Annotated in this window: 21 protein-coding genes, 2 tRNA genes and 1 rRNA gene; 13 read left to right on the forward strand and 11 right to left on the reverse strand. The window is 60.4% G+C overall.

Translation table 11 applies throughout. The features are described from left to right. Positions 1-68 precede the first annotated feature (68 nt). The 4 genes from KI612_RS16705 to KI612_RS16720 all read right to left on the reverse strand — a co-directional run bounded on the left by KI612_RS16705 (position 69) and on the right by KI612_RS16720 (position 2,738). A tRNA-Ala gene (locus KI612_RS16705) sits at positions 69-144 on the reverse strand. Positions 145-240: 96 nt separating this feature from the next. Then, a tRNA-Ile gene (locus tag KI612_RS16710) sits at positions 241-317 on the reverse strand. 62 nt (positions 318-379) lie between these two features. After that, positions 380-1,917: ribosomal RNA gene (locus KI612_RS16715) — 16S ribosomal RNA — on the reverse strand. A 473-nt stretch (positions 1,918-2,390) separates the two neighbouring features. Then, positions 2,391-2,738 (reverse strand): RidA family protein, encoded by a 348-nt coding sequence (locus KI612_RS16720; protein WP_226441195.1) that lies wholly within the window; start codon positions 2,736-2,738, stop codon positions 2,391-2,393. A gap of 375 nt (positions 2,739-3,113) precedes the next feature. On the opposite strand from KI612_RS16720, the gene KI612_RS16725 reads away from it, so the two are divergent. The 6 genes from KI612_RS16725 to KI612_RS16750 all read left to right on the forward strand — a co-directional run bounded on the left by KI612_RS16725 (position 3,114) and on the right by KI612_RS16750 (position 8,450). After that, entirely contained in the window at positions 3,114-3,701 is a 588-nt protein-coding gene (locus KI612_RS16725; protein WP_226441196.1) for a hypothetical protein, read from the forward strand. Positions 3,702-3,711: 10 nt separating this feature from the next. After that, positions 3,712-4,860, forward strand: coding sequence for an efflux RND transporter periplasmic adaptor subunit (locus KI612_RS16730; RefSeq protein WP_226441197.1), 1,149 nt, complete (start codon positions 3,712-3,714; stop codon positions 4,858-4,860). A gap of 3 nt (positions 4,861-4,863) precedes the next feature. Beyond that, positions 4,864-5,553, forward strand: coding sequence for an ABC transporter ATP-binding protein (locus KI612_RS16735; RefSeq protein ID WP_226441198.1), 690 nt, complete (start codon positions 4,864-4,866; stop codon positions 5,551-5,553). Further along, positions 5,540-6,748 (forward strand): ABC transporter permease, encoded by a 1,209-nt coding sequence (locus tag KI612_RS16740; protein ID WP_226441199.1) that lies wholly within the window; start codon positions 5,540-5,542, stop codon positions 6,746-6,748. Before KI612_RS16735 ends, KI612_RS16740 begins: the two co-directional genes overlap by 14 nt. Positions 6,749-6,750: 2 nt before the next feature. Next, positions 6,751-7,950 carry an ABC transporter permease gene (locus KI612_RS16745; RefSeq protein ID WP_226441200.1) on the forward strand — a complete coding sequence of 400 codons (1,200 nt, stop codon included), beginning with the start codon at positions 6,751-6,753 and terminating at the stop codon, positions 7,948-7,950. 77 nt (positions 7,951-8,027) lie between these two features. After that, a complete protein-coding gene (locus tag KI612_RS16750; protein WP_226441201.1) occupies positions 8,028-8,450 on the forward strand; it encodes a MaoC family dehydratase in 423 nt (140 codons plus the stop codon). 81 nt (positions 8,451-8,531) lie between these two features. On the opposite strand, the gene KI612_RS16755 is transcribed toward KI612_RS16750, so the two are convergent. Then, on the reverse strand, positions 8,532-9,650 hold the full coding sequence (locus KI612_RS16755) for a pseudouridine synthase (protein ID WP_226441202.1): 1,119 nt from the start codon (positions 9,648-9,650) through the stop codon (positions 8,532-8,534). Beyond that, positions 9,647-9,991 (reverse strand): FKBP-type peptidyl-prolyl cis-trans isomerase, encoded by a 345-nt coding sequence (locus KI612_RS16760; protein WP_226441203.1) that lies wholly within the window; start codon positions 9,989-9,991, stop codon positions 9,647-9,649. The genes KI612_RS16755 and KI612_RS16760 overlap by 4 nt, the downstream gene beginning before the upstream one ends. Positions 9,992-10,188: 197 nt before the next feature. Here KI612_RS16760 and rplU point away from each other — a divergent pair, with 197 nt between their 5' ends. From rplU to proB, 4 genes are all read left to right on the forward strand, one after another. Further along, positions 10,189-10,500: a 50S ribosomal protein L21 gene (gene rplU, locus KI612_RS16765; RefSeq protein ID WP_066882854.1), complete on the forward strand. Its 312-nt coding sequence runs from the start codon at positions 10,189-10,191 to the stop codon at positions 10,498-10,500. 21 nt (positions 10,501-10,521) lie between these two features. Then, positions 10,522-10,785 (forward strand): 50S ribosomal protein L27, encoded by a 264-nt coding sequence (gene rpmA, locus KI612_RS16770; RefSeq protein WP_153149269.1) that lies wholly within the window; start codon positions 10,522-10,524, stop codon positions 10,783-10,785. Positions 10,786-10,886: 101 nt separating this feature from the next. Then, complete coding sequence (cgtA, locus tag KI612_RS16775) at positions 10,887-11,978, forward strand: Obg family GTPase CgtA (RefSeq protein ID WP_226441204.1); 1,092 nt, start codon at positions 10,887-10,889, stop codon at positions 11,976-11,978. A gap of 2 nt (positions 11,979-11,980) precedes the next feature. After that, a complete protein-coding gene (gene proB, locus KI612_RS16780) occupies positions 11,981-13,099 on the forward strand; it encodes a glutamate 5-kinase (protein ID WP_226441205.1) in 1,119 nt (372 codons plus the stop codon). Positions 13,100-13,213: 114 nt separating this feature from the next. Here the strand turns inward: proB and KI612_RS16785 are convergent, their stop codons facing one another. The 5 genes from KI612_RS16785 to KI612_RS16805 all read right to left on the reverse strand — a co-directional run bounded on the left by KI612_RS16785 (position 13,214) and on the right by KI612_RS16805 (position 18,596). Further along, positions 13,214-14,686, reverse strand: coding sequence for an IS1182 family transposase (locus tag KI612_RS16785; RefSeq protein WP_226441206.1), 1,473 nt, complete (start codon positions 14,684-14,686; stop codon positions 13,214-13,216). Between the two features lie 163 nt (positions 14,687-14,849). Then, complete coding sequence (locus KI612_RS16790; protein ID WP_226441207.1) at positions 14,850-16,040, reverse strand: porin; 1,191 nt, start codon at positions 16,038-16,040, stop codon at positions 14,850-14,852. A gap of 173 nt (positions 16,041-16,213) precedes the next feature. After that, positions 16,214-17,002 carry an indole-3-glycerol phosphate synthase TrpC gene (gene trpC / locus KI612_RS16795; protein WP_226441208.1) on the reverse strand — a complete coding sequence of 263 codons (789 nt, stop codon included), beginning with the start codon at positions 17,000-17,002 and terminating at the stop codon, positions 16,214-16,216. Beyond that, on the reverse strand, positions 17,002-18,027 hold the full coding sequence (trpD, locus tag KI612_RS16800; protein ID WP_226441209.1) for an anthranilate phosphoribosyltransferase: 1,026 nt from the start codon (positions 18,025-18,027) through the stop codon (positions 17,002-17,004). Before trpD ends, trpC begins: the two co-directional genes overlap by 1 nt. Further along, positions 18,027-18,596 carry an aminodeoxychorismate/anthranilate synthase component II gene (locus tag KI612_RS16805; RefSeq protein ID WP_226441210.1) on the reverse strand — a complete coding sequence of 190 codons (570 nt, stop codon included), beginning with the start codon at positions 18,594-18,596 and terminating at the stop codon, positions 18,027-18,029. The genes trpD and KI612_RS16805 overlap by 1 nt, the downstream gene beginning before the upstream one ends. A 149-nt stretch (positions 18,597-18,745) precedes the next feature. On the opposite strand from KI612_RS16805, the gene KI612_RS16810 reads away from it, so the two are divergent. The 3 genes from KI612_RS16810 to KI612_RS16820 are packed head-to-tail and all read left to right on the forward strand — an operon-like array spanning position 18,746 to position 21,916. Next, on the forward strand, positions 18,746-19,756 hold the full coding sequence (locus tag KI612_RS16810; protein WP_226441211.1) for a glycosyltransferase family 2 protein: 1,011 nt from the start codon (positions 18,746-18,748) through the stop codon (positions 19,754-19,756). Then, positions 19,753-21,225, forward strand: a complete 1,473-nt coding sequence (locus KI612_RS16815; RefSeq protein WP_226441212.1) for a glycosyltransferase family 39 protein — start codon at positions 19,753-19,755, stop codon at positions 21,223-21,225. The genes KI612_RS16810 and KI612_RS16815 overlap by 4 nt, the downstream gene beginning before the upstream one ends. Further along, entirely contained in the window at positions 21,206-21,916 is a 711-nt protein-coding gene (locus tag KI612_RS16820) for a phosphatase PAP2 family protein (RefSeq protein WP_226444279.1), read from the forward strand. The genes KI612_RS16815 and KI612_RS16820 overlap by 20 nt, the downstream gene beginning before the upstream one ends. The last annotated feature ends 16 nt before the right edge of the window (positions 21,917-21,932 follow it).

The following is a 21,932-nucleotide window of genomic DNA, read 5'->3' on the forward strand; positions in this document are numbered from 1 at the left end:
TTGTTAAAGAGCGTAGCAATTGATTCCTCAAAAGCTAAAGATAAACATCGCTGCTTATCTTTAGGTTCTGGTGGAGGATAACGGGATCGAACCGTTGACCCCCTGCTTGCAAAGCAGGTGCTCTCCCAGCTGAGCTAATCCCCCGTTAAGCTTCGCATTACGTCGTTGCTCAACATCTTGCATACCAAGGTATGCGGCGATGTCTCGCGCCTCGTACTGCTCGCTTACTTGATTTGACGTTGGTGGGTCTGGTTGGAATCGAACCAACGACCCCCGCCTTATCAAGACGGTGCTCTAACCGACTGAGCTACAGACCCTCGTCTGTTTGCTACTCATTGAACAACCGATAGGTTGTGGGTGCCAGAGATGCTTTCTCTAGAAAGGAGGTGATCCAGCCGCAGGTTCCCCTACGGCTACCTTGTTACGACTTCACCCCAGTCACGAACCCCGCCGTGGTAAGCGCCCCCCTTGCGGTTAGGCTACCTACTTCTGGCGGAACCCGCTCCCATGGTGTGACGGGCGGTGTGTACAAGACCCGGGAACGTATTCACCGTGACATGCTGATCCACGATTACTAGCGATTCCGACTTCACGCAGGCGAGTTGCAGCCTACGATCCGGACTACGATCGGCTTTCTGGGATTAGCTCCACCTCGCGGCTTGGCAACCCTTTGTACCGACCATTGTATGACGTGTGAAGCCCTACCCATAAGGGCCATGAGGACTTGACGTCATCCCCACCTTCCTCCGGTTTGTCACCGGCAGTCTCGTTAAAGTGCCCAACTAAATGATGGCAATTAACGACAAGGGTTGCGCTCGTTGCGGGACTTAACCCAACATCTCACGACACGAGCTGACGACAGCCATGCAGCACCTGTGTTCCAGTTCCCTTTCGGGCACACCCAAATCTCTTCAGGCTCCTGGACATGTCAAGGGTAGGTAAGGTTTTTCGCGTTGCATCGAATTAATCCACATCATCCACCGCTTGTGCGGGTCCCCGTCAATTCCTTTGAGTTTTAACCTTGCGGCCGTACTCCCCAGGCGGTCAACTTCACGCGTTAGCTCCGGTACTAAATGGTTTTACCCACCCAACACCTAGTTGACATCGTTTAGGGCGTGGACTACCAGGGTATCTAATCCTGTTTGCTCCCCACGCTTTCGTGCATGAGCGTCAGTATTGGCCCAGGGGGCTGCCTTCGCCATCGGTGTTCCTCCACATCTCTACGCATTTCACTGCTACACGTGGAATTCCACCCCCCTCTGCCATACTCTAGCCTTCCAGTCACAAGCGCAGTTCCCAGGTTGAGCCCGGGGATTTCACGCCTGTCTTAAAAAACCGCCTGCGCACGCTTTACGCCCAGTAATTCCGATTAACGCTCGCACCCTACGTATTACCGCGGCTGCTGGCACGTAGTTAGCCGGTGCTTCTTATTCCGGTACTGTCATCCACACCAGGTATTAACTGATGCGATTTCCTCCCGGCCGAAAGAGCTTTACAACCCGAAGGCCTTCTTCACTCACGCGGCATGGCTGGATCAGGGTTGCCCCCATTGTCCAAAATTCCCCACTGCTGCCTCCCGTAGGAGTCTGGACCGTGTCTCAGTTCCAGTGTGGCGGATCATCCTCTCAGACCCGCTACAGATCGTCGCCTTGGTGAGCCTTTACCTCACCAACTAGCTAATCTGATATCGGCCGCTCAAAGAGCACAAGGTCTTGCGATCCCCTGCTTTCCCCCTCAGGGTATATGCGGTATTAGCGTAACTTTCGCTACGTTATCCCCCACTCAATGGTACGTTCCGATACATTACTCACCCGTTCGCCACTCGCCACCAGGATTGCTCCCGTGCTGCCGTTCGACTTGCATGTGTAAGGCATGCCGCCAGCGTTCAATCTGAGCCAGGATCAAACTCTTCAGTTCAATCCAACATTACTACTCACAATTCACTGACGGTAGAATTTAACTTCTACCTCGATGGATCTCTCCATCCGTGTGATTGCCTTTAATACTTTTGTGTGACCTAAGCCACTAGCATCAAGGCACCCACACCTATCGGTTGTTCAAATTGTTAAAGATCATTTCCACCGCGCCGTCTCGTTAAATCCGTCAGCAGCAGAGAAGCGAGATTATGAAGAACTTCAGCTAAACCGTCAAGCAAAATTTGAAATCTTTTTTCTGCTCAACCCGCCAAAACCCAAACCACCACTTCCTCCCTCCACCGCCCGTAGAACCAAGCGCTGCAAGGAGGGGCGCATTATATAGATCTTCTGACGATGGTCAATAGCCCACGCAGAAAATTATTGAATCACCACCCAAGAATCTATTTTATATGCCAAACGCATTAACGCGGTTTGGTGCTCAAACAACTCATCCCGGAACAATTTCCGCCACTCTTAATATGTGGCCGCAACAATCACCATCTCCACCTTGAGTGCAGGATTAGCCAATTTCGCCTGAACACACGCCCGCGTCGGAGCAACACCATCGGGCAGCCAATCATCCCAAAGAACATTCATTGCCTCGTAGTCAGCCATATCGGCAAGATAGATGGTCACCATCAACAACCGCGACTTGTCACTCCCTGCCTGCTCCAGCAAGCGCTCGACACCGGATAACAGATTCGACATCTGGGCAGCAATGTCGCCATCACTATTGGAGGGCACCTCGACCAGATAGACTGTGCCATTGTGTACAACACTGTCTGAATAGCGGCGAGTAGTGCCGTTGCGCTTGATGGACATATGAATGGGCTCCCTGAATGCGTGAAGCCCATGCGGTTCAGGCATGGGCTTCTTTTACTGCACCCCGGCACATCAGGCTGGGGTATTCGGCTTTTCGCCGTTACGGAGTACTACACGGTAATCTCAAGAATGCTCTTTGCGAAAACTGCCATAGAATCTCCTGCTACGCAGCAGTACTGGTGCAGCTTGCCGGGGCTTGCTGCTAACCTCGGCACAGGTTCAGATTATCACTCCGGCAAAAAAAAGCTACATCTTTCTCCAACAATTTTCGCTCACCAATTTTCGTTTCGGCTGGCGCTGTCGATTTCCTGCTACAGGGACTTCGCCCCGCACAAATGATGGGTGAGAATAGGCGGATTAACCGATAATTCAGTCATGGATAATCTGTTCAAAGATACCGCAACCCTGGAGCTCTCCTGCTGGCTCGAGCCGGGTGCCGAGTTGCCAGGCTGGGACATCCTCAAGGGCAGTCCCTTTGGTGCAACCCTGTCCGACCCGGAAGGTGGCGAACCCACTCCCGGCGATCAACTGATCACCGTCCAGAATTATTTCGCCGAGTATCACCTCGAGTACTTCCGGCAACGGCGCTACAACCACTTTCCCAGCCGCCTGCATGCGCTCCTCCTGTTTGCGACACGCACAGATGCGATGACCTTCCGCAGCAAGCACCCGCAACGCGTGTTCGGCAAGAACCTGGTCTGCGCCCGCACCAAAGGTGCATATATATGCTCATTCCACGACGCCAGCTGGCTGGACTACCTGCGCCTGCCGCACAGCCTGTCACTGAGCGCACTCGACGAAGTGGCGGAATATTACTGGTCGGGCAAAACAGTCGAGGAAGTCGGCCTGACCTTCATGAACGAACCCTGGCAGGACCCGCCGGTCATCGAGGCCCTTTACCAGGGACCGCTCGAGCCAATCAACAGCCAGGCCCAATCCGGCTGGCTGCCCGGTTTTCGTTAAGGAAACACCCATGCGACGCATCGTCATTATCGCCGTCATCATCACAAGCCTTGGCCTGGCTTACGCCTGGTTCAGCCGCAGCAAGCCAATTCCGGTTGTATTGAAGGAAGTCACCGCCGGCAAGGTTGAGGCGACATTGGCCAACACCCGCGCCGGCACTGTCGAGGCCTGCCTGCGCACCAAGCTGTCTACCATCATTGGCGGGCGCATCGAATTCCTAGGCGTCAAGGAAGGCGACAAGGTCAAGAAGGGGCAATTGCTGCTCAAGCTGTGGAATGACGACCAACAAGCCCAAGCGACTCTGGCCCAGTCGCAGATCGCGCTGGCCGGCAAGCGCACCGATGAAGCCTGTCTGGTAGCGGTCAACGCCGAAAAAGAGGCAAAAAGGCAGGCCGAGTTGCGCGAGAAGGGTTTCGTCTCGCCCAGCCGCGAAGAAGCCGCCCGCACTGAAGCTGAAGCAAGGCGCGCCAGTTGCAATACAGCCAAGGCGGATGTTGCCCAGGCCGAAGCGAAATTCCGCGCCACCCGCGTTGAACAGGGACGGGTCGCACTCTATGCGCCCTTTGACGGCACAGTGGCAAAAATCGTCGGTGAACTCGGCGAATACTCGACCCCGTCCCCCCCTGGCGTCCCCACGCCGCCCGCCATCGATCTCATCGATGACACCTGTCTCTACGTCAAGGCGCCGATGGATGAAGTCGACGCCCCCAAGATAACGGCCGGCCAGCCGGTACGCATCACCCTCGATGCCTTACCGGGCAAATTACTGCCGGGCAAGGTAAGGCGCGTCGCGCCCTATGTCTCGGCCGTCGAAAAACAGGCGCGCACCGTGGATATCGAAGTCGACTTCGCGCAACCGGACGCCACCGGCAAACTGCTGGTCGGCTACAGCGCCGACGTCGAAATCATCCTTGCCGGCCGGGAGAATGTGCTGCGCATCCCGACCGCCGCCATCCAGGAGGGCGGCAAGGTCCTTGTATACAATGTAGATAGCGGCAAACTCGACGAGCGCCAGATCAAGACCGGGCTGAGCAACTGGGAATACACCGAAGTGCTTGAAGGCCTGAGTGCTGGCGAGCGGATTGCGACCTCGCTCGAGAAGGATGGCATCAAGGCGGGCGCCAGTGTCGTTCCGGACGACAAGACCAAGGGCAAATAGCCCATGGCGCTGATCGAACTCAAGGACATCGAACGGGTCTTCCAGCTCGGCGACTCAACGGTCCACGCGCTGGCACAGCTCAATTTGAGCATTGCCGCCGGCGAATACGTCGCGGTGATGGGGCCGTCAGGTTCAGGCAAATCAACGCTGCTCAACCTGCTCGGCCTGCTCGACCATCCGAGCAGCGGCACTTACCGACTGGAAGATCGCGACGTCACGACGCTGTCTCCCGACGAGCAGGCGCAAGTGCGCAGCCAGCGCATCGGTTTCGTTTTTCAGAGCTTTCATCTCGTCCCACGCCTGACTGCCGCCGAAAACATTGCCCTGCCCATGATGCTGGCCGGCATTCCGACAAAGGAGCGCGCACAACGGGTCGAACTGGCGCTCGCCAATTTCGCCCTGGAACATCGCGCCGACCACCGCCCCGACCAGCTTTCCGGTGGGCAGCGTCAGCGTGTGGCAATCGCCCGCGCGACGATAATGCAGCCGGCGCTGATTCTCGCTGACGAACCGACTGGCAATCTCGACCGCCACACCGGCGACGAAGTTGTGCATCTGCTTGAGGGCTTGAACAGCAGCGGCGTCACGCTGGTGGTCGTGACCCACGACCCGGCGCTCGGCGCCCGAGCCAAACGGCAACTGATCATGGAAGACGGCCGCCTGAAACAGGACAGCGCGCATGCGCCTGGCTGACACCTTGCGCTTTGCTCGCGACGCGGCCGCCGGCTACCCGATGCGGACGACGCTTTCGGTGCTCGCCATGTCGATCGGGGTCGCTGCCGTCGTCATTCTCACCGCGCTGGGCGATGGCGCCCGCCGCTACGTCGTCGGCCAGTTTTCCTCGATCGGCACCAATCTGGTCATCGTGCTGCCCGGACGCTCCGGCACCGGTGGTTTCAACCCGGCCAACGCCATCACCAGCACGCCGCGCGACCTGAGCATCGACGACGCCGGCGCGCTGCGCCGCGCCCCCTCCGTCAGTCGCCTCGCACCGCTCGCCGTCGGCACGTCGGAAATCAGCTTCGGCGGCCGCCTGCGCGAAGTCATGGTCGCCGGCTCGACGCATGAATTCCTGCCCATCCGCAATTTCGAACTGGCACAGGGACAGGGGCTGCCGGACGAAGACTGGAATCGCGGCTCGCCGGTCGCCGTGATCGGCGCCACGATCCGCGAGGAAATGTTCGGCAACACACCCGCTGTCGGCCAGTTGATCCGCGTCGGCGACCGTCGCCTGCGCGTGGTCGGCGTGCTCAAGTCGGTCGGCCAGGGCCTGGGCATGAATACCGACGAGCTGGTCATCGTCCCGGTCGCACTGGCCCAGGCGATGTTCAATTCCAACACCCTGTTCCGCATCCTGGTCGAAGCCAAGAGCCGCGAGGCGATTCCCGAGGCCAAGGAACAGGTCATGGAAATCCTCAAGCAACGCCACCGCGGCGAGGAGGACGTCACCGTCATCACCCAGGATGCCATCCTGGCCACTTTCGACAAGCTGCTCGGCGCACTGACCATGGGCGTTGCCGGCATCGCCGCAATCAGTCTGGCCGTCGCCGGCATCCTGGTGATGAACGTGATGCTGGTCGCGGTCACCCAGCGCACCGGCGAAATCGGCCTGCTCAAGGCGCTCGGCGCAACGGCGCGCACGATCCGGCTGGCCTTCCTGGCCGAAGCCGCGATGCTGTCTACTGTCGGTGCCCTGGTCGGCTATCTGCTCGGCCAACTGGGCGCCTTCATCCTGCGCCAGGTCTTTCCGGTTTTTCCGGCTTACCCGCCGGACTGGGCGGTGATCGCCGGCCTCGGCACGGCGCTCGGCACCGGCCTGCTGTTCGGCGTCATGCCGGCCCGCCGCGCCGCCCGGCTTGATCCGGTACAAGCCTTGATGAAGCACTGACCATGCTGCTCGCCGATTCGCTTCGTCTTGCCATTCGCGCCGTCACCGCGCAACGCCTGCGCAGCTTCCTGACCCTTCTCGGCATCGCCGTCGGCATTGCCGCCGTAATCCTGCTCACCTCGATCGGCGAAGGCATCCATCGTTTCGTGCTCGGCGAGTTCACGCAATTCGGCACCAACGTCATCTCGGCGGTGCCCGGCAAGACCAAGACCGGCGGCTCGACTTCCGGCCTGCCATCGAGCGCCCGCCCGCTATCGATCGAAGATGCCCGCTCGCTCGAACGCCTGCCGCACGTCGTCGCCGTCACGCCCAATGTGCGCGGCAATGCCGAGGTCGAGGGCAATGGCCGGACGCGACGCACACTTATATATGGCGTCAATGCGAAATTGCCCCTGATTTTCCGGTCGACCGTCCAGAGCGGCCAGTTTTTGCCACCGGACGACGAAGGCAGCGCCCGCGCCTTCGTCGTGCTCGGCAGCAAGCTGCGCAGCGAGCTGTTCGGCAGCGAAAATCCGCTCGGTCAGCGCCTGCGCATCGGCGGCCTGCATTTCCGGGTGATCGGCGTGATGGCCGCAAAAGGCCAGTTCCTCGGCATCGATCTTGACGACACCGCCTTTATCCCGACCGCACGTGCCCAGGAGTTGTTCAATCGCGAAGGTGTCGATGAAATCAATATTGCCGCCGAAGAAGGCGTGCCATCGAGCATCGTCGCCAACGCGATCAAGCAGCGCCTGATCGCCCGGCACGGACGCGAGGATTTCACGGTGATCTCGCAGGAAGAGATGTTGAAGACGCTCTCCAACATCCTCAACGTACTGACCATGGCAGTGGGCGCGCTGGGCGGCATTTCACTGCTGGTCGGCGGCGTCGGCATCGTCACCATCATGACCATCGCGGTCAGTGAACGCACCGGCGAGATCGGCCTGCTGGTCGCGCTCGGCGCCCGCCGCCGTACCATCCTGCTGCTGTTTCTCGGCGAAGCGGTGGCGCTCTCGGCGATCGGCGGTTTGCTCGGCCTGCTCCTCGGCTTCGGACTGGCGCAGCTGATTCATTTCGTCCTGCCCGCCTTGCCGGTGCACACCCCGCTCAGCTTCGTGCTGCTCGCGGAGGCAATCGCCATCAGCATCGGCCTCGCCGCCGGGGTTTTGCCCGCCCGCCGGGCGGCGCGCCTCGATCCGGTCGAAGCCTTGCGCTCCGAGTAAGGCCTGTCATACCTCCATACGCTGACGTATGCTAGAGTTCATCATTCAAATTTCAATCAGATGATCAGGAGATCAGCATGACCTATTACATCGACCAGCTCGAACCCGGCATGTCGGCCAGCACCTCGAAGACCGTCACCGAAGCCGACATCATCCTGTTTGCCGGCATCTCGACCGACGTCAACCCGGCCCACCTCGACGAGGAATACGCCAAGGGCACCATGTTCGGCACGCGCATCGCCCACGGCATGCTCTCCGCCGGCTTCATCTCGGCCACCCTGGCCAACAAGCTGCCCGGACCCGGCACCATTTACCTGTCGCAAACCCTGAAGTTCAAGGCCCCGGTCAAGCCGGGCGACACCGTCACCGCCACCGTCACCGTGCGCGAAGTCAATGCCGCCAAGAACCGCGTCATTCTCGACACCGTGTGCACCGTGGCCGGCAAGACCGTCATCGAAGGCGAGTGCCTGATGATGCCGCCGGTTCGTCCGGCCGCCTGATTGCAGGCTGCAAAGTAAAAAACGCCGGCTGCGAGCCGGCGTTTTTGTTTGTAGCGGTCGACCGGAAAATTCAGGCCAAAATCAGAAAGCCTCGTCGGCGCGCAGGAAACGCCAATGGCCGAGCGGCAAATCGCCGAGTTTGACCCGGCCGATGCGCACCCGCTTCAAACCGATGACACGCAAGCCGACCAGCTCGCACATGCGGCGAATCTGGCGCTTCTTGCCTTCCTTCAGGATGAAATGCAGCTGATCTTCGTTCAGTTGCTTGACCCAGGCCTTCTTGAGCGGCTTGCCGTCGAGTTCGAGACCGAACTGCAGCAGACGCAGACCACCCGGAATCATCTCGCCGGCAACCCGGACCAGATATTCCTTCTCGGCATCGCTTTCCTCGCCGATCAGCTTCTTGGCGACCCGACCATCCTGGGTCAGGACCAGCAAACCAGTCGAATCGACGTCAAGCCGCCCGGCCGGCGCCAGACCGCGCATCATCCACGGCTTGAATTCCGGATCGCCGGACTGGCGCACCCAGGTTTCCGCCGAAATCAATGTCACCGCCGGCGTAAAGCCCGGCTCGGGCTGACTGGAAACATAACCGACCGGCTTGTTGAGCAGGATGGTGACCTGCTTGGCCTGGTCATGCTTGGCTTCCTTGGTGATCGTGATCTCGGCATTCGGGTCGATGCGCGAACCGAGTTCGGAAACCCGTTCGCCATTGACGAAGACCCAGCCGCGCTCGATCCACAGATCGGCCTCGCGGCGCGAGCACATGGCGCGCTCCGACATCACCTTGGAAAGACGCACACCACTCGGCACATCGGCCGGATCACGCACCGGACGAACTACCGGCTGGCGCACTGGCGGCCGCGCGTCGCGCGTCGGTGCCGCCGTACGCGGCTTGTCCTGCTCGCGTGGGCGATGCTTGTTGCTGTTCAGCTCCGACTTGCGCAAGGGCTTTTTCGCCTCCGAACGCAACGATTCGGCAGACTTGACCGCGCTCAACGTGCCGGTCGGCCGCTCGCGGACCTCAGGCTCTGCAACCGGCATTTCTGCCTTGATTTCAGTGTCGACCGCTGGCGCCGGGCGCGCTGCCGCAACCGGATTGGCAGCGGCTTCCGGCTGGCGCCACTTGGCCCACGGATCGTCACCCGCCGGCGCGGCCGCCGGCTTTTTCGACTTGTAATCGCGCGCGTTATCGCTCATTGCACGGCAAGCAGTTCGACCTCGAAAATCAGCGTCGCATTCGGCGGAATCACGCCGCCGGCACCCCGGGCGCCGTAGCCGAGTTCAGACGGAATGGTCAGCTTGCGGGTGCCGCCGATCTTCATGCCCTGGACACCTTCGTCCCAACCAGCGATCACATGACGCTGACCGAGCGGGAAATCGAAGGGATCGTTACGATCCTTGCTCGAATCGAACTTGCTGCCGTTGGTCAGCCAGCCGGTGTAATGCACGACAACGTGATCGCCAGCCTTGGCTTCGGCGCCTTCGCCAACAACGGTGTCTTCGTAGATCAGGCCGGAGGCCGTGGTAATTTCAGCCATGAATAGCTCCAGGGTTGCCGAGTCGTTCGACTCGCGAATCGCTGTTTGCCCGCCACAAGCGGGATGACAGGATCGGGTGGAAAGAAAGGCGAAAAGTCTACCACAACCCCGGCACAAGACTTTGACTTGCCAGAGAATTTCCGTATAATGCGCGGTTCTTTGTAGCACCCTTTAGATTTATTTTCGGAGTCCAACCCATGTATGCGGTCATAAAAACCGGCGGTAAGCAGTATCGCGTTACCAATGGTCTAAAACTTAAAGTAGAACAGATACCGGCAGACGTTGGCGCAGAAGTTACTCTCGACCAGGTCCTCATGGCAGGCGAAGGCGAGTCGGTAAAGATCGGCGCTCCCTTCCTTGCTGGCGCAACCGTCAAAGCCACCGTGATTTCGCACGGCCGCCACGACAAGGTCAAGATCTTCAAGATGCGTCGTCGTAAGCATTACCAAAAGCATCAAGGCCATCGTCAGAACTACACCGAACTGCGCATCGATTCGATCGCCGCTTAAGTTCAGACAAGGAGCTAATAAATGGCACACAAAAAAGCAGGCGGTAGTTCACGTAACGGCCGCGACTCACAAGCCCAACGACTGGGCGTCAAGCGCTACGGCGGTCAATTCGTCCTGGCTGGCAACATCATTGTTCGTCAGCGCGGCACCGAATTCCATCCGGGCGAAAACGTTGGCTGCGGCAAGGATCACACCCTGTTCGCACTGAAGGACGGCGTGATTCAGTTCTCCGTCAAGGGCTTGAAAAAGCGCCGCGTTGTGACCATCGTTCCGGCTGCCGAATAAATCAGGCACGGCGGAACCCAAGAGCCCTATCCGCCTGGATAGGGCTTTTTTACTTTATGCCACCGATTTTTAGTGGCCCCCAGCAGATGTAGAGGCGGAACATGAAATTTATCGACGAAGCCAAGATTTACCTGAAAGCCGGCGATGGCGGCAATGGCGCGGCGACCTTCCGTCGCGAAAAATACATCCCGATGGGTGGCCCGAACGGTGGCGACGGAGGACGCGGCGGCAGCATCTATGCCGTGGCCGACCGCAACATCAATACGCTGGTCGACTATCGCTACACCCGCAAATTCATCGGCAAGCGCGGTGAAAACGGCGGCGGCGCCGACCAGTACGGCGCCGGCGGCGACGACATCATCCTGCGCATGCCGGTTGGCACGGTGATCTACAACGAGCACACCGAAGAAATCGTTGCCGATCTCTCCGAGCACGATCAGAAGGTCCTGATCGCCAGGGGCGGCAAAGGCGGCCTCGGCAACCTGCACTTCAAGTCATCGACCAACCGCGCCCCGCGCCAGAAAACCAACGGCGAGCAAGGTGAAGAATTCGACCTGCGCCTGGAACTGCGCGTGCTCGCCGACGTCGGCCTGCTCGGCCTGCCCAATGCCGGCAAGAGCACGCTGATCCGCGCCATCTCCTCGGCCCGCCCCAAGGTGGCCGACTACCCGTTCACCACGCTGCACCCGAATCTCGGCGTCGTCCGCGTTGATGACGAAAAGAGCTTCGTCATGGCCGACGTCCCGGGCCTGATCGAAGGCGCCGCCGACGGCGCCGGCCTCGGCATCCGCTTCCTGAAGCACCTGCAGCGCACACGCATCCTGCTGCACCTCGTCGACATTGCCCCGATCGACCCGGACTCCAACCCGGTGCGCGACGCCAAGGCCATCGTCGGCGAACTGATCAAGCACGACCCCGAACTCGCCAACAAGCCGCGCTGGCTGGTCCTCAACAAGCTCGACCTGATTCCGGAAGAAGACCGCGAAAAGGCCGTCAAGGATTTCCTCAAGGCCTACAAGAAAGCCACCAAGTACGATGGCCCCCATTTCTCGATTTCAGCCATCAACGGCGAAGGCACCAAGCCGCTGATTTACGCGATCAGCGAAGCCCTCGAACAGATGGCCAAGCCGGAAATCGGCGACCTTGATGACAACGACGCCGACAGCGACGAAATCCCCGCCAAGCAAGACTGATCATGCAAACCACCCGCCTCGCCTCCGCCAAACGCTTCGTCGTCAAAGTCGGCTCCGCCCTCGTTACCAATAACGGCACCGGCCTCGACCTCGCCGCCATTGATGACTGGGCACGCCAGATCAGCGTCCTGCGCCAGCAAGGCAAGCAGGTGGTAATGGTTTCCTCCGGCGCAATTGCCTGCGGCATGCAGCGCCTGGGCTGGGCGAAGCGACCGCAGTCAGTGCATGAACTGCAGGCGGCCGCCGCCGTCGGCCAGATGGGCTTGGTCCAGGTCTACGAAGGCGCTTTCTCGAAATACGGCCTGCAGACCGCGCAGATCCTGCTCACCCACGACGACCTCGCCGACCGCAAGCGCTACCTGAACGCGCGCTCGACACTGACCACATTGCTTGAACTCGGCGTCGTGCCGATCATCAACGAGAACGACACGGTCGTTACCGACGAGATCAAATTCGGCGACAACGACACGCTGGGCGCCCTGGTTGCCAACCTGATCGAAGCTGACGCCCTGATCATCCTGACCGACCAGATCGGCCTGTTTACCGCCGACCCGCGCAAGGATCCGAATGCCACGCTGATCAGCGAAGCCACAGCCGGCGACGAGTCGCTCGAAGCCATGGCCGGCGGCGCCGGCACCCGCATCGGCACCGGTGGCATGATCACCAAGGTGATCGCCGCCAAACGCGCCGGGCGCAGCGGCGCCCACACCGCCATCGCCAGCGGCCGCGAAACCGACCCGATCATTCGCCTGGCCGATGGCGAAGCGGTCGGCACCCTGCTCGTTTCGCACACGCAGCCGCTCGCCGCGCGCAAACAATGGCTGGCCGACCACCTGCAACTGGCCGGTCGCCTGCTCCTCGATGCCGGCGCGGTCGACGCCCTGAAATCGGGCAAAAGCCTGCTGCCGATCGGCGTCACCGCCGCCGAAGGCGAATTCGAACGCGGCGCAGCCGTCGCCTGCATCAGCCCCGACGGCCGCGAAATCGCCCGCGGCCTGAGCAACTACGGCAGCGGCGAAGCCCGCCTGATCGCCCGCAAGAACACACCGGAGATTGAGAGCATCCTCGGCTATGTCGATGAACCGGAGATCATTCATCGCGACAATCTGATCCTCAGCTGACCAGGGCAACTCATAAACAAAAAGCCTCGGCATGCCGAGGCTTCAGACTGCTGACGCCCCCCGATTTTTCGGGGGGTTTGTTTTTCTGTTTTGGAATTCGGGCGTTTTTCGGATTCAGGCCGAAACAAGGCGGATTCTGGAATTCTCGTGGTGGAGCGCCATCGGCAGGTAATTGCGGGCGAAGTCGGCCGCAAACAGGGCTTGCCCGAGGATTTTGGCCAATAAGGCTGCCGCCTTGCGGGCCAGCAACAGGGCCATCTTCTTCATGTTCTGACAGGCCGCCGAGAGCAGGCACTGCGCTTGCACCTTGGCCAAGCCGCGGAAGCGGGCGTAACGGTGGCCGTGCAACTCCTTGGCATCGGCAAAGCTGCGCTCCACTGTTTCCTTGCGCCGGGCGTACAGCCGTTTGCCCAGGTCGCTCAGGCGATTGGCGTTGATCGCTTCCTTGAAACCTTCCCAGAGATGCCGGGTCACGAGCTTCTGATGATTCCGGCTCTGCGTGCATTGCCCGCGCACGCCACAATCAGCGCAACGGGCGGGATTCGAGGCATATTCCCGATAGCCCAGCCGATTGGTCGTCCGGTACGGCAGAACCTCCCCGGCCGGGCAGCGGTAGCAGTCCTGGACCGCATCGTAGAGATAGTCCCGTTTGTAGAAATAGCCATCGCGGTGTGTGGGTCGCTTGTAGCCCATCACCCCGAACAACTCTCGGTCAAGAATGCCCTTGCAGACTTGCGGGGTGAAATACCCGGCATCGAGCCCGACGGCGCCCACGGCCAGATCAAAGCGCTCCATGACCCGGTCCAGGCGGGCCAGATAGGGCTGGCTGTCATGGACATTGCCCGGCGTGACATGGGTATCGACGATCAGGGCATGCACGCCATCGACAGTCCGGTGATCCAGATAGAAGAAGCCGGTCGGCTTGTTGTCGCGGGCCATGAAACCTGCGTCGGGATCGACCGTGCTGACCTTGACCTCCTTCATCGGCGGTGTCGAATCATCGTCATCACGCTTGAGCGGCTTCTTGCCCGCGGCGGCACGATCCGTTTCGATGGCTGCATCCAGCTCGGCCAAATAGGCCGCCGGTGTTTGCTCGACCTGATGCACCTCAAAATGCCGTTTGTTGGCATTCGCCTTCAGAGGCGTGCTGTCCGTGTAAAGCACCCGCCCGCCAATCAGCTTGTGCTCAATGGCTTGCTCGACAATCCCGTCAAAGATGCGTTGCTCAATGTCCGTCCCGACAAAGCGGCGACGCCGATTCTGCGACAGCGTCGAGGCATCCGGCACTTTGTCCGTCAGCCGAAAGCCGAGAAACCAGCGGTAAGCCACATTGACCTCGATTTCCTTCACCAGCCGTCGCTCGGAGCGAATCCCGAACAGGTAGCCAATGAACAGCATCTTGAACAACACCACCGGATCAATCGCCGGTCGGCCATTGTTCTCGCAATACAGGTGCTGGGTCGCTTCACGAATGAAATCAAACCGGATGTGCTGGTCGAGCAGCCGGAGCAAGTGGTCTTTCGGGACCAATTGCTCCAACGTCACCATCTCCAGTTCCGTTTGGGCAGGGTAGGCAGGCTTGAGCATGTCTGCATTATAAAAAAATAAAGCCCCCAATCGCTTGGAGGCTTTGTCAGCGGTCTGAAGAAACGAGAAAATCTTGAACCACACCCCAGGACCAAGCCGCAATTCAGGCAATAAAAAAGGGCACCGAAGTGCCCTTTGTATCTTTTAATCTAGCTAAGCCAGATTAGAAGGAGTGACGCAGACCAACCGAGAAACCGGTGTAGTCAGAACCGTAGGTCGTCGAAACACCATTGGCGACCGGCAGGTTGTAGAAGTTGTTGTTAACATTTTCACCGTTGTTCAGGCGGCTAACACGAGCGTGCAGCATGGTGCGCTTGCTCAGTTCGTAACCATACATGGCGGTGATGATGTTGGACGAGGTACCGTCAACCTTGCCACCGTCGGTCTTCAGCTTGAAAGACTTGGCATACTCGAGGCCAATGGTGTTCTTGCCGAAGGTCTGGGCAACACCAACCGAAGCAGCGCTACGCTTGAGATAGGAAGTCAAACCAGCAAGGTGATCACCAGTTTCAACCTTGGTGTTGTCGTACAGAGCAGTAACCTTCGTGTTGGTCGGGAAGGTGTAAGCAGCAACAACACGGTAAACACGAGCGTCTTGACCATCTTCTGCCAGAGCCAGATCACCCAGAGCGGTCTTGCCTACGACCAGCAGATCCTTGGCCTTGTGGTAGCCAGCACCAACAAACAGCGGACCATTTTCGTATTGGCCGGCGATTTGATATTGCTTGGAGTTGGTACCCTTGTAAACGGTGTTTTGCAGGGTGTTAACGCCAGTGCTGCCCTTGATTGCCCAAGATTGGACATCAGCTTCGTTAGTCTTGACTTCGCCATTAACGTAGGCACCAATCACGGTGAAACCAGAGAAAGACGGCGAGATGTAAGCAACAGCGTTGGCAGCACGGTCATCAGCACCGGTCTTGATACCAACCAGCGTACCGGTCACGGAAGCGGTCGTACCGAAGCCAGCAGCGCCCGGCAGGAGTTCAACCTTGGCGCCGAAAGCGCGCAGCGGGTGGGTCAGGTTACCGGCAGCAACGGTACCGAAACCACCAGCCAGACCGATGTAGGAATCACGACCACCGGAGAGAGCAGCACCGGCATCAGCAGAGAATGCAGATTCGTAAACGAAGACAGCCTTCAGGCCATTGCCCAGGTCTTCAACACCCTTGAAACCGATGTAGTTGCCATGGGAGTCCAGACGACCAACGGAACCTTGATTGGCGCCATCAACGCCAGACGACTTGACGAAAGCTTGTTGAACATCAACAACACCGTAAACGGTGACGTTGGTTTGTGCGAAAGCAGCGGTAGAGGCCAGAGCGGCAACAGCAACAGCGATAATCTTCTTTTGCATCAGAAAATCTCCTTAGTGGTTAGTTTTTAATCCGATCTTGCGAACTGATTAAGCTTTACCTCTCGGATCGAGAAGTTGGCCCTGATTGTCGCAAAGAGCGGAAGACAAGGGCAACGAGTGTTTCGATGGGGGAAAGAGTTCCGTAAAGTTTTGTTGTTTCGGCGCAACAGAACTCAGGCAAACAGCCGTGCCAGCTCGATTCCCGGCTCTTGCGCCCGCATGAAAGCTTCGCCGACCAGGAAGGTTTCAACCTTGTTGGCGCGCATCAGAGCAACATCCTGCGCGCCGACGATGCCGCTTTCGGTCACCACGATGCGGTCTGACGGCACTCGCGCCAGCAAGCCGAGTGTTGTATCCAGCGTCACTTCGAAGCTGCGCAGATTGCGGTTGTTGATACCGAGCAAGGGCGTTTGCAAGTGCATGGCGGCATCCAGTTCTTCGCCGTTGTGCACTTCAACCAGTACAGCCATGCCGTAGCTGAGAGCCAGAGCTTCCAGTTCCTGCATTTCGGCCAGCGTCAACGCGGCGGCAATGAGCAGAATGCAGTCGGCGCCCATCGCGCGCGCCTCGACCACCTGGTAGCGGTCGACCATGAAATCCTTGCGTAAAACCGGCAAGGCGCAGGCGGCGCGAGCGGCCTGCAGATATTCCGGCGCGCCCTGGAAATATTGGCGATCGGTGAGCACCGACAGGCAGGCGGCGCCATGTTGTTCGTAGCTGCGGGCAATCTCCGCCGGATGAAAATCGGGACGGATGACGCCTTTCGACGGGCTGGCCTTCTTGATTTCGGCGATTACGGCCGGTCGACCGCTGGCGATTTTGGCGCGGATAGCGCCGACAAAATCGCGCGGTGCCGCCTGCGCGGCTGCTTCGACCTCGACTTGCGAGAACGGACGGACCGCGAGCGCGGCAGCGATTTCCTCGCGCTTGGTCGCGATGATCTTGTTCAGGATATCCGACATCAGCGACCCAGCCTTTGCGTGCATTGGACAAAGCTGTCGAGCTGCGCCCGTGCTGCACCTGAGGCAATCGCCTCGCGCGCCCGGACGATGCCGTCAGCGATGCTGTCGGCAACATTGGCGACATACAGCGCTGCGCCCGCATTCAGGCAGACGATCTCGCGCGCCGCCCCCGGCTTGTTGTCCAGGGCGCCGAGCAGCATTGCCTTCGACTCGTCGGCATTGGCGACGCGCAGGTTGCGCAGCGACATCATCTGCAGGCCGAAGTCTTCCGGATGCACTTCGTACTCGCGTACTTCGCCATCCTTGAGTTCGCCAACCAGCGTTGCCGCCCCCAGGGAAATTTCGTCGAGATTGTCCTTGCCATGCACAACCAGGACGCGTTCGGCGCCGAGACGCTGCATGACGCGCACCTGGATGCCGACTAGGTCGGGGTGGAAGACGCCCATCACGGTATTCGGCGCACCAGCCGGATTGGTCAGCGGACCAAGAATATTGAATAGCGTACGCACGCCCATTTCACGCCGCACCGGCGCGACATGCTTCATCGCGCTGTGATGGTTCGGCGCAAACATGAAACCGATGCCGGTTTCCTCGATACAGGCAGCCACCTGTTCCGGCGACAGATTGATATTGGCGCCGAGCGCCTCGAGCACGTCGGCGCTGCCCGAGCTCGACGAGACGCTGCGTCCGCCGTGCTTGGCCACCTTGGCGCCGGCTGCGGCGGCAACAAAAATCGAGGTCGTGGAAATATTGAAGCTGTGAGCAGCATCGCCGCCCGTGCCGACAATATCGACGAAATGCTTGTCGTAGGGCACCTTGACCGGCGTCGCCAGTTCGCGCATGACGCTGGCCGCCGCGGCGATCTCGCCAATGGTTTCCTTCTTGACGCGCAGCCCGGTGACGATCGCGGCAATCATGACCGGCGTGACTTCGCCGCTCATGATCTGGCGCATCAGGGAAACCATTTCATCGTGAAAGATTTCGCGATGTTCGATAACGCGCTGCAGCGCGGCCTGGGGAGTCATTATTTGTGTTCCTCGAGAAAATTCTTGAGCAGGTCGTGGCCGCGCTCGGTCAGGATGGATTCCGGGTGGAACTGCACGCCTTCGACGGCCAGCGTCTTGTGGCGCACGCCCATGATTTCGCCGTCATCGGTCCACGCGGTGATTTCGAGGCATTCCGGCAAACTCTCGCGCTCGATGGCCAACGAGTGATAGCGCGTACAGGTCAGCGGATTGGGCAGCCCGCGGAAAACGCCCATATCTTTATGGTGGACCGGTGAGACCTTGCCATGCATCAGTTGCTTGGCATGCACAATGCGCCCGCCAAAGGCTTCGCCGATTGCCTGATGACCGAGACAGACGCCGAGCAGGGGAATCTTGCCGGCGAAATGCTTGATCGCCGCCAGCGACACGCCGGCCTGGGCCGGGGCGCAAGGGCCGGGGGAAATCACCAGATATTGTGGCTGGAGACGCTCGATGTCGGCAATGGTGATGGCGTCGTTGCGGTAGACCTGCACGTCCTGACCCAATTCGCCGAAATACTGGACGATGTTGTAGGTGAAGCTGTCGTAGTTGTCGATCATCAGCAGCATGCTGTTGATTCCTTGCTCGATACGGTGAACGGCAAATTCTACAACACGCCCACCTGCGCCGGCGCGCCAACCCACCGCGATTCGCCGTATCGCCCCCGCTTTCAAGTTAAAATGCGCGCCTATTTCGCCACTTGCCGCCGGATTCACCCATGAGCGCCGCCCTTTCGATGCCCCCGCACAGCCTTTCCATCGTCGTCCCGTTCTACAACGAGGAAGACAACATCGCGCCGCTGGTCAAGCGCGTACACGAAGCGCTGGTCGGCTACGAAAACCCGTGGGAGCTGGTCCTGGTCGATGACGGCAGCAGCGATGCGACCGTGGACCGGGCGCTCGCATCGGCAAAGGAATACGGCCCGCACGTGCGCATCGTCGAACTGACGCGCAATTTCAAGCAGACCGCCGCCATGCAGGCCGGCATCGACGCGGCGCGTGGCGACGTCATCGTGACCATGGACGGCGACCTGCAGAATGACCCGGTCGATATCCCGCGCATGGTCGCCCGCCTGCTCAACGAAAATCTCGATCTCGTCGCCGGCTGGCGCCAGAATCGCCAGGATGGCCTGTTCCTGCGCAAGATTCCGTCGAAGATCGCCAACAAATTGATCGCCCGCATGACCGGCGTGCATCTGCGCGATTACGGCTGCAGCCTCAAGGCCTTCCGCGGCAGCGTCATCAAGAGCGTGCGCCTGTATGGCGAAATGCACCGCTTTATCCCGGCCTGGCTGGCCACCGTGACGACCCCGCGCCGCATCGCGCAGGAACCGACGACGCACCATGCGCGCACGGCCGGCGTTTCGAAATACGGCATCTCGCGCACCTTCCGCGTCATTCTCGACTTGATCGCGGTGTACTTCTTCATGCGCTTCCGCGCCCGCCCCGGCCATTTCTTCGGCGGCATCGGTCTCGGCCTGACGGCAATTTCCGGCCTGATCATGACCTGGCTGGCCTGGGTCAAGTTCGGTCTCGGCGAGAACATCGGCGGCCGGCCGCTGCTCATCGTCGCGATTGGCGGTCTGATCGCCGGCGTGCACTTCATCACCACCGGTGTGCTGGCCGAACTGCTCGCCCGCATCTATTTCGAGTCCGGCACCATCCGCTCCTACTCGGCACGCCCGGAAAGCCCGCTCGGCGCTGACGAAGGCTGGCACAAAGCGGCGTGAGCGCAGCGGTCGACACCCGTTTTTACGAGAAAACCGGCGCCCGGATTCTTTTTGCGCTGAGCCTGCTGCTGCTCGCCTGGCGCTTTGCCGTCCTGCCGCAACTCGGCATCACGCTCTACATCGACGAAGCGCAGTACTGGACCTGGGCGCAGCACCTCGACTGGGGCTATTTTTCCAAACCACCCGGCGTCGCGGCACTGATCTGGCTGTCTACCGCGCTGTTCGGCGACGACCTGGCCGGCGTCAAGGCGCTCGCCATGCTTTGCTACCCCCTCGCCGCCGGCGCCTGCTGGGCCATCGCACGCCGCCTCTACGACGCGCGCACCGCCTTCTGGTCGGGCCTTGCTGTCCTCACCCTGCCGATGTTTTCCTGGCTCGGCCTGTTCGTCTCGACCGACGCCCTGCTCACCCTGTTCTGGGCACTCGCACTCTGGGCCTACCTGCGCGCCCTCGCCAGTGACAGCTGGCGCGACTGGCTGCTGCTCGGCCTGGTCTGCGGCCTCGGCCTGCTCTCCAAATACACGATGGCGGCCTGGCTGGGCGCCGCCTTCCTGCACCTGCTCGCCTTCGAGCGGCCCCGCCTGAAATCGGCCAAGCCCTGGCTGGCCGCGGCGCTGGCCCTGCTCATCCTGGCCCCGAACATTGCCTGGAACGTCGCACACGACTTCCCGACCCTGAAACACACTGCCGACATAACCCTCAACAAGACCCACAGCGGTGGACCGGCCGCATTGGGCGAATTCTGGGGAGGCCAGTGGGCCGCCTTCGGCCCCGTGCTCGGCAGCGTTTTCTTCCTCCTGCTGGTACGCGTCCGGGAAAGCTGGCGCGATCAACGCACGCGACTTCTGCTCTGGTTCGCCCTGCCCTTGTGGGCGGTCGTTTCGGCGCAGGCGCTCAAGGGTGGCGCCAATATCAACTGGGCGGCGCCCGCCTTCGCGCCAGCCGCGATCGCCGTCGTCGCCTGGCTGTTGCAACGCGGCCGCACGCGCTGGCTGCTCGCCGGCCTGGCCCTGAATGTCGCGCTGGTCGGTACGGTCTATTACTGGCCGACGCTGCTCCAGGTCGCCCAGGTCGACAGTCCGGCGAAGAAAAATCCTTTCCGCCGTGCCGCGGGCTGGGACGAGCTGGGACGGCAGTTGCAGCCGATCATGCAAAACCATCCGGATGCCGTACTGGTCGCAGACAATCGAACATTGATTGCTCACATGCTCTACGAACTTCGCGCCATTCATCCCGCGGCCGCCAGCTGGAATCCAAGCGCAATGGTGCGCGACCATTACAGCATGACCACCAATCTGAACGACTACGTCGGCAAGGATGCGATCCTGATCACCCAGGCGCCGCTCGGCGGCGAGTTCGCTCGGCGTTTCGCCAGCATCGAGAAACTGGCAACGCTCAAGGCGCCGCTCGATGCGACCATGGTCCGCAGCATGGACGTCTATCTTGCCCATGATTTCAAGGGTTACTGAACTGCGCCTGGTCAGCCTGGCCGGCGTCCTGCTGGCCGTGCTGTTCATTGCCTGGCCGCAACTCGACCTGATTGCCAGCCGCGCCTTCTACGAGTCCGGCTGGCAATACCTGATCGAATTCGACGGCCCCTTGCGCACCGCCATCTACTGGGCGACACCACCGCTCGGTCAGGGCCTGCTGCTGATTCTCGCCGTCCTGCTCGGCCTGGCCAGCAGCAAACGCTGGCCACGCCTGCGGGCGAAACGGGCCGTGATCGGTTTTTTGCTGGCCAGCGCCCTGCTCGGCCCGATTCTGCTCGTCGATACGGTGTTCAAGAACCACTGGGGCCGCGCCCGCCCGTCGCAGGTACAGGAATTCGGCGGCAAGCGGCAGTTCACGCCGGCGTTCATTCCGGCCAAGGAATGCAAGCGCAATTGCTCCTTCGTCAGCGGCCATGTCGCGACCGGCGCCTTCCTGATGGCTTTCGGCTGGCTCGGCGCCCCGGCGATCCGCCGGCGCTGGCTGCTGATCGGCCTGGGCACGGCCGCTTATCTGGCATGGACGCGCATGTCGGCCGGCGGCCATTTCCTCTCCGACACCATCTTTGCCTGGTTCGCGACTTATTACGGGCTGTGGCTGACCGAGATTTTCTTCCGCTGGCGCGGCTGGCTGCCACCGCCGCCAAGCGACAAGGCTGAACGGTCGACGTAAAAAAACCGCCTGATTT

It is taken from the genome of Quatrionicoccus australiensis, assembly GCF_020510525.1.
GTDB lineage: Bacteria > Pseudomonadota > Gammaproteobacteria > Burkholderiales > Rhodocyclaceae > Azonexus > Azonexus australiensis_B.

Coding starts and splice junctions, on each gene's coding strand:
- KI612_RS16720 (WP_226441195.1), bottom strand. CDS start 2,738: ATGTCCATCAAGCGCAACGGCACTACTCGCCGCTATTCAGACAGTGTT.
- KI612_RS16725 (WP_226441196.1), top strand. CDS start 3,114: ATGGATAATCTGTTCAAAGATACCGCAACCCTGGAGCTCTCCTGCTGG.
- KI612_RS16730 (WP_226441197.1), top strand. CDS start 3,712: ATGCGACGCATCGTCATTATCGCCGTCATCATCACAAGCCTTGGCCTG.
- KI612_RS16735 (WP_226441198.1), top strand. CDS start 4,864: ATGGCGCTGATCGAACTCAAGGACATCGAACGGGTCTTCCAGCTCGGC.
- KI612_RS16740 (WP_226441199.1), top strand. CDS start 5,540: ATGCGCCTGGCTGACACCTTGCGCTTTGCTCGCGACGCGGCCGCCGGC.
- KI612_RS16745 (WP_226441200.1), top strand. CDS start 6,751: ATGCTGCTCGCCGATTCGCTTCGTCTTGCCATTCGCGCCGTCACCGCG.
- KI612_RS16750 (WP_226441201.1), top strand. CDS start 8,028: ATGACCTATTACATCGACCAGCTCGAACCCGGCATGTCGGCCAGCACC.
- KI612_RS16755 (WP_226441202.1), bottom strand. CDS start 9,650: ATGAGCGATAACGCGCGCGATTACAAGTCGAAAAAGCCGGCGGCCGCG.
- KI612_RS16760 (WP_226441203.1), bottom strand. CDS start 9,991: ATGGCTGAAATTACCACGGCCTCCGGCCTGATCTACGAAGACACCGTT.
- rplU (WP_066882854.1), top strand. CDS start 10,189: ATGTATGCGGTCATAAAAACCGGCGGTAAGCAGTATCGCGTTACCAAT.
- rpmA (WP_153149269.1), top strand. CDS start 10,522: ATGGCACACAAAAAAGCAGGCGGTAGTTCACGTAACGGCCGCGACTCA.
- cgtA (WP_226441204.1), top strand. CDS start 10,887: ATGAAATTTATCGACGAAGCCAAGATTTACCTGAAAGCCGGCGATGGC.
- proB (WP_226441205.1), top strand. CDS start 11,981: ATGCAAACCACCCGCCTCGCCTCCGCCAAACGCTTCGTCGTCAAAGTC.
- KI612_RS16785 (WP_226441206.1), bottom strand. CDS start 14,686: ATGCTCAAGCCTGCCTACCCTGCCCAAACGGAACTGGAGATGGTGACG.
- KI612_RS16790 (WP_226441207.1), bottom strand. CDS start 16,040: ATGCAAAAGAAGATTATCGCTGTTGCTGTTGCCGCTCTGGCCTCTACC.
- trpC (WP_226441208.1), bottom strand. CDS start 17,002: ATGTCGGATATCCTGAACAAGATCATCGCGACCAAGCGCGAGGAAATC.
- trpD (WP_226441209.1), bottom strand. CDS start 18,027: ATGACTCCCCAGGCCGCGCTGCAGCGCGTTATCGAACATCGCGAAATC.
- KI612_RS16805 (WP_226441210.1), bottom strand. CDS start 18,596: ATGCTGCTGATGATCGACAACTACGACAGCTTCACCTACAACATCGTC.
- KI612_RS16810 (WP_226441211.1), top strand. CDS start 18,746: ATGAGCGCCGCCCTTTCGATGCCCCCGCACAGCCTTTCCATCGTCGTC.
- KI612_RS16820 (WP_226444279.1), top strand. CDS start 21,206: ATGATTTCAAGGGTTACTGAACTGCGCCTGGTCAGCCTGGCCGGCGTC.